2 protein-coding genes are annotated in these 732 nt (G+C 44.7%); both read right to left on the bottom strand.

The features are described from left to right. Window positions 1–322, bottom strand: a 322-nt coding sequence (locus A3738_RS24910; RefSeq protein WP_197474016.1) for a hypothetical protein, incomplete at its 3' end; no start/stop codon positions are given. Between the two features lie 9 nt (window positions 323–331). Then, a partial coding sequence (locus A3738_RS24905) for a DUF3450 family protein (RefSeq protein ID WP_156504483.1) occupies window positions 332–732 on the bottom strand: 401 nt, incomplete at its 5' end.

Below are 732 nucleotides of genomic sequence, written 5' to 3'. Positions count from 1 at the left end.
TCGCTAAATCGAGTTTTTCTTGAAGAGTTGCGATGTCGTCTTCGTTCTTATCAAACAAGGCTTTCAAACGTTGCTTTTCTTTTTCTTCCTCAGCAATTTCCTGATTTGTTTGGCGAAGCAAACGCTTCTGCTCAGCCAAAGCAAGTTTCGATACACGCTCACGCTCAGCATTTTCTTTTGCGTCGTTCTTCACAATCGACTTTGCGAGCGCAATAAAATCTACATTTTGCGAATCTTCGGCCAGGCTTTTTTGGGCAAAAAACAGACCTGCATTCACGATTAACAGAAGACCAAGTACTTTGCCTAAAGTAAATTGTTTCATGTCAGCCCCCTACTTCGCTGCTGTGACAAGTGGTAAAGCTAACAACTCTGGAACACGTTGCTGCAAAGCAATCTGCATCGCCTTACTTAAATTAAGGTTTTCACCTCGATCTAATTGCGCCCAACGCTGTTCAGCTGGGAGCCACAACGCCCCTTCAGAGCCATCACGTGTCTGATAGTAAAGCGAGGTACGCCCAATTCGCAGATAACTAACTTGCACCTGTTCCTCTGAACCGATCAAATCTGCGGTATAAGTTTCGATGGTGCGGCCGTATGCAACTTCGTTCTCATACGCTTCAAGAATTTGGCGATATTTTTCAGCGATACTAATATCGGCGCGGTCAACTAATGCGAAAAGTGAATCCAATTCAGCCTTACGCTGCGCTAGTTTGAAAGGAAGATCTTCCTGCA

The sequence above is a fragment of the Oleiphilus sp. HI0066 genome (assembly GCF_001635725.1).
This window is presented reverse-complemented; position numbering and strand designations above follow the sequence as displayed.